Here is a 5,315-nt window from a genome sequence, read left to right as displayed (position 1 = left end):
GGTGGGTGCTGAGGGGATCGAACCCCCGACCCTCGCCTTGTAAGGGCGATGCTCTCCCAGCTGAGCTAAGCACCCCAAGAAAGCGAGGCATGTTACAACATCTTTTTAGGATTTGCTCGCTTTATTTCGGCTTTTTTTGAAATTACTGCTGAAAGAGAAACTTAGCACATAGTTATTTGATAAAAGCCTTCAAAATACCAAACGTAAGCATTCAATTGCGGCCAATTCAGAAAGGCCTCAGGCTACAATCTTGCAATAATCGCCCCGCCAGTTGAATAGATAAGGTGTGATCTCTTTATGTAACTCAAGATGACTTTGCCACCATGATTTAAATTTCTCAAATAGCAGTTGCGTTTGATGCTCATCACTTTTTACTTCACACACATCAAGAAGCGAATCCAAAAATGCGTCTGCCTGCTTTTCATAGTTTGCTAAGAGTGGAGACTCATTTTTTTTCAGGATTAGAATTTCAGTTTGAAAATGAATTTTAAGTTGTGAATGGAGCATCATCACATGTTTGATGATATTGGTATCGTCCGCCTTTAGGAAGAGATAATAAATAGAGTTGATGGTACTCAATATCGAACGATGCTGTTCATCTATGATCTCTTTATGTTGATCATAATCATCGTTCCATCCCATCAGCATGGGGGTTTTTCTTGTGTTATTCATAGCAATACCTGACAAATCTATGAACAACAATAAACACTTGGTGCTGTTGAGTTATGTGATGCAGTCAACAATTTAGAAAAAGGGGGATCAGTCAAATACTGATCCCCCTATGATTTGAGTTACTTCAAGGTCTTACACGGGTATTTATTGGTGTTTGATTTTAGCGTAATGTTCTGCTGAACAAGTTCAACGCGAGTTGGTAGCCCAACTGCGCAGTTTGGGCATCATAGCGACCACCATCGCCTTCATCGCGCATAAAAGCATGTTCTGCATTGAACTCATGCCAGGTAAAGGTAATGTCCGTCTCATTCAGAACAGAGTGAATTTTATCGAGCCCTTCGCGAGGCACGTGATTATCCTGCTTACCCCAAATCATCAGCAACTCACCTTTAATATCATCCAAACGTTCCATACTGTGCTGCCCGGGCTTATTGGGAATTTTTTGAATGTGTAAGTCAGTAGCATAAAAACAGGCCGTTCCTTTGACTTCAGGCTGCAATGCAGCGCGGAAAGCCAAGTGACCACCAATGCAATATCCCATTGCGCCTATATGGCCGTTACACCATGATTGTTGTTTAGCATATTGAATCATCGAAGCGTTATCAGAGTCGTAGTCCTGCACATCTTTCGCTTCTTTGTCTGCATTACCTTTATCACGACCAGCATCGTCGTAACCCAGAATTGTGCCTATTGGGTTCAATTCGTGGAAGACCTCAGGAACCAGGACGGCATAACCATGGCTTGCCATCAGTCTAGCAGCACGTTCAATCGGTCCTGTTTGTTGGAATATTTCTGAATAGAACAAAATGACTGGAAAGCTTCCTTCACCAACCGGACGATGAATATAAGTGCGCATAATGCCGGTTGGCGTATCGAGATCAACAAAATCGCTTTGAATTTTCATAGTGAGTGCGTTCGCTTATTCAGGTTAGAAATTAAAGAGCGCTATTGTACAACGACTCCACTATGCAATCACCAGCTGAAACGCATTACAGTGCGACTGCCTCACAACGTTTTTCTCTCTTGTTAAGGATAGGAGCGCGAACGGTTTTCATTCATAATAGTCAACTTTGTGCAGAATATACTCAAACAGCGCTAATGCATCAGAACAATGAATAGGGTCATCATTCAGGGGAAAACCTTAATTATTCTGACTGCACATCGTTATAAATAGTGACAGGCTGGTTTACCTTGGTAATAGAAATGAGTATTATTATCAAGAAGATTAAGTTAATTGAATGACGCTAATTTCCGGGAGAAGAAAATATAATGAAAATCAATTGGATTAAACGCCAGCACATGATCGGTCTAGTTGGAGCGTTGGCATTATTCACATCACAAACGGCTTTTGCCACCGGTGCTGTGGGAGAACATGTCAATCACCTTACAGACAATCTTGATAACTACAGTCAGGAAGTAAGCTGGCTTAATAGCAAAGTAGATGACATGATCGCCCGTTATCAAGAGGGAGGCGTCGAAGAAGCCAAACCTGATTTATTAGTCGAACACTGGGAGGCAGTAGATTTTCATTCAGCTATCGAAACGAACTATGTCCCGGTTTATGCCTCTATCTGGCAAGGTCTGTTTGGCGTGAAAGATGCTATCGAAGAGAATGAGCCCGTTGAAACGGTTCGTATGCAACAACACCTTCTTCAACAAGCGCTGTGGCAAGGACTGGGCGCTGTTAAGTTAGCGGCACAGTATCAGGACAAAGGTCTTACTGAACATGTAGCGACCACTGAGGAAAGCCCGACTAACTCTATCGAAGCACTTAATGTTATTGATAATAACCTGAACCGGGTTGTGGCGAAGTATGCCGAGAAGTTACCTAAAGAAGCCGTATCAATTGTGCATGACACCTATCTGAATCTGTTTGAAGGTGTCGAAGGTGAGTTAATCGCAATCGATGCTGATCTGGTTGAAGATCTTGAAAAAGACTTCAACGTGACGTTGCCGACCATTATTCAGGATGGCAAAAGCGTTGATGATGTCCGCAATGTCGTCACAAGCATGCAGACGAAACTGGATAAAGCTTCTTCTTTGCTTAAAGAATCAGCAGAAGAGAGAAAGGACGTTTTCTAAATGCAACGAAGAACATTTGTACAGTCACTCGCAGCGCTGGCCGCTGCCGGGACATTACCATTCAGCATCAACCGTGTACTGGCTGATCCAACCAGTGCCGTTTCAGTCGATGTGTTGCCAGAATTGAAAGGTGAACTGACGCTCTACCTGGGACGAGGCGAGGGTGGTCTGTATGAAAATGTGATAAAAGCCATAGAAGAACGTAACCCCGACTTCAAGCTTCGTATCCGCCGTGGACCAACGGCCTCATTGACCAATGCAATACTGGCAGAGGCCAAAGCCGGTGTCAGGCGCGCCGATCTTTTCTGGGGCGTTGATTCAGGCGCTATCGGCATGGTCACAGCCGCTGGGCTGGCAGAGAAATTACCTGAAAATCTTACAGGACAAATGCGAGAAGATTTTCGTTTCCCTGACTGGGTGCCAGTCACCGGTCGCATTCGAACCATACCTTTCAACACTAAGCGTTTAACGGCTGACAGAATCCCACAGGACATCATGGCTTTGCCTGACAGCGATCTAACTGTTGGCTGGGCACCTGCCTATGCAGCATTTCAGTCTTTTGTCACTGCTATGCGATTGCTGGAAGGGGACAGTGCCACGTCTGATTGGCTAAGGGCTATGGACAAACGTGCAAAAACCTATGCTGGCGAGCTTGGTGTGGTGATGGGCGTAGAGCGTGGTGAAGTCGATATTGGCCTAGCTAATCATTACTACACCTTACGCCTTAAGTCCGGTAAGCCTGATGCTAATGTCGATCTAGCATTTACCCGGGATGATGCCGGATGTCTGGTAAATGCTTCGGGTATTCTGGCCCTTAAAGAGGGCGAGCTGCCCGTTAACTTCATTCGTTATCTGTTATCAAAAGAAGTGCAGTCTTACTTGGCTGAAGAAGCCTATGAAATTCCACTGGCAAACGATGTTGCCTCACCAAAAGGGCTACCTGAGCTTGAAACCATTAATCCACCCAAGGTTGATCTGACACAGTTGTCTGACTTGCGCCCAACCATTGACTTGATGCGTAACGTCGGCATTTTATGAAGCGATGGTCACCGTCCTACCCACTGGCTTTCATTATTGCCTTAATGGCATTAATGCCTGTTGTCGTTCTACTGTCTCTGGCAGCAGACAGCCCGCAATTGTTTGATGCCCGTAACTTAGAAATTTTCACAAACACAATCTTGCTGATGGTATTGACCGCCATAGGTGCTGTCATTATTGGCGTGCCTTTGGCGTTACTGACGGCTTACGTCAAATTACCCTGGTCACGTTTGTGGCTGATAGTGCTGGCTGCGCCTCTGGCTATTCCCAGCTACATTGGCGCGTTTACCTTATACGCAGCTTTTGGGCCGGGCGGAGAAATTGAGCAGCTCACAGGATTCAGTACTCCGAGTTTTGATGGTCTGTTCGGCTCCAGCGTTGTCATGGCCTTGTATACTTATCCCTTTGTAATGCTCACTGTAAGAGCCTCTCTGCTCAGTCTTGATGCCAGCTTAGTCAATGCAGCCCGTACTTTAGGCATGTCTTTGTTCAGCAGTCTGTGGTCGGTGGTATTGCCAAGAATCACCAACGGTATCGCAGCCGGTGCCTTACTGGCAGCAATGTATGCCTTATCGGATTTCGGTACACCTGCAATCATGCGACTGGATACCTTTACGCGCATGATCTATGTCGAATACAACAGCTTTGGTCTCAGTCAGGCGGCCATGTTGTCTTTGCAACTACTGGTCATTGTCGGATTGATTCTATTTCTGGAATCACGTGTCATGGGCACACGTGAACGTCCCGGTAAATCCCTGACTTTGTGGCCTGGCCGTCTGCGCAGCTCATTGATGCTACTCGCCTGTTCGCCTGTAGTTATTCTGGCGATAGTGTTACCACTAGCAGTGTTCGGTGTCTGGTTATGGCGTGAAGGCGCCGGTAATTTCGAGTTGATCTACGCCTGGAACTCGGCTTATGCGGCTTTATTTGCTGCAATTGCCACCGTCATTTTTGCTTTGCCGGTGGCGCAGGCAGCCATCAGCGGTAAGTTTGGTCGTCTTATGGAGCGCGTCAGCTTTCTTGGTTTTGGTGTCCCGGGCATTGTTATGGGTACGGCACTGGTTTATGTGGGGTTACAGCTTTCAGTGCTCTACCAAACCTTGACGTTACTTGTTCTGGCCTATGTTATGCGCTTTTTACCCTTGGCGGTGGGCGCTATTCGTTCGACATCCGAGCGTCTCGACCCGAGTCTGGTTAAAGCGGCACGCTTGTTGGGTGCCAGCCGCAAAGAAGCGTTTCGACGCATCACACTGCCACTAAGTTTGCGCGGTATTGTGGCGGGTGCGGCTTTAGTGTTTCTTGAAGTCATGCGAGAATTACCGGCTACGCTGATTCTGAGTCCGTTGGATTTCGAAACTCTGGCGACGTATTTATGGCGTGTTTATGAAGCCGGTTATTTCGGTCAGGCAGCGATACCGGGCCTGCTTTTAGTTTTGATTTCAGGCGTTGCACTGGCGGTTATGTTTTACGGTGAGCGCTGGAACCAAACTGATGTATTAGAGGATGTCACTCATTCATGATTG

At 46.3% G+C, this 5,315-nt stretch carries 5 protein-coding genes and 1 tRNA gene; 3 read left to right on the top strand and 3 right to left on the bottom strand.

Features of this window, described 5'->3' with window-relative positions; translation table 11 throughout:
- Window positions 1-2: 2 nt before the first annotated feature.
- The 3 genes from ACTF5U_RS12125 to ACTF5U_RS12115 form a co-directional block, all read right to left on the bottom strand.
- Window positions 3-75, bottom strand: a tRNA-Val gene (locus ACTF5U_RS12125).
- 162 nt (window positions 76-237) lie between these two features.
- A complete protein-coding gene (locus ACTF5U_RS12120) occupies window positions 238-672 on the bottom strand; it encodes a chemotaxis protein (RefSeq protein ID WP_438971892.1) in 435 nt (144 codons plus the stop codon).
- Between the two features lie 160 nt (window positions 673-832).
- Window positions 833-1,576, bottom strand: coding sequence for a dienelactone hydrolase family protein (locus ACTF5U_RS12115; protein ID WP_438971891.1), 744 nt, complete (start codon window positions 1,574-1,576; stop codon window positions 833-835).
- Window positions 1,577-1,941: 365 nt separating this feature from the next.
- Here ACTF5U_RS12115 and ACTF5U_RS12110 point away from each other — a divergent pair, with 365 nt between their 5' ends.
- Genes ACTF5U_RS12110 through ACTF5U_RS12100 form a run of 3 tightly spaced genes read left to right on the top strand, consistent with a single transcriptional unit; the run spans window position 1,942 to window position 5,312 of the window.
- Window positions 1,942-2,754, top strand: coding sequence for a hypothetical protein (locus ACTF5U_RS12110; RefSeq protein WP_438971890.1), 813 nt, complete (start codon window positions 1,942-1,944; stop codon window positions 2,752-2,754).
- Window positions 2,755-3,792 (top strand): ABC transporter substrate-binding protein, encoded by a 1,038-nt coding sequence (locus ACTF5U_RS12105; RefSeq protein WP_438971889.1) that lies wholly within the window; start codon window positions 2,755-2,757, stop codon window positions 3,790-3,792. It begins immediately after the preceding gene.
- Window positions 3,789-5,312, top strand: a complete 1,524-nt coding sequence (locus tag ACTF5U_RS12100; RefSeq protein WP_438971888.1) for an ABC transporter permease — start codon at window positions 3,789-3,791, stop codon at window positions 5,310-5,312. The genes ACTF5U_RS12105 and ACTF5U_RS12100 overlap by 4 nt, the downstream gene beginning before the upstream one ends.
- The last annotated feature ends 3 nt before the right edge of the window (window positions 5,313-5,315 follow it).

The organism is Methylophaga sp., from assembly GCF_965655755.1.
Classification (GTDB): domain Bacteria; phylum Pseudomonadota; class Gammaproteobacteria; order Nitrosococcales; family Methylophagaceae; genus Methylophaga.
This window is presented reverse-complemented; position numbering and strand designations above follow the sequence as displayed.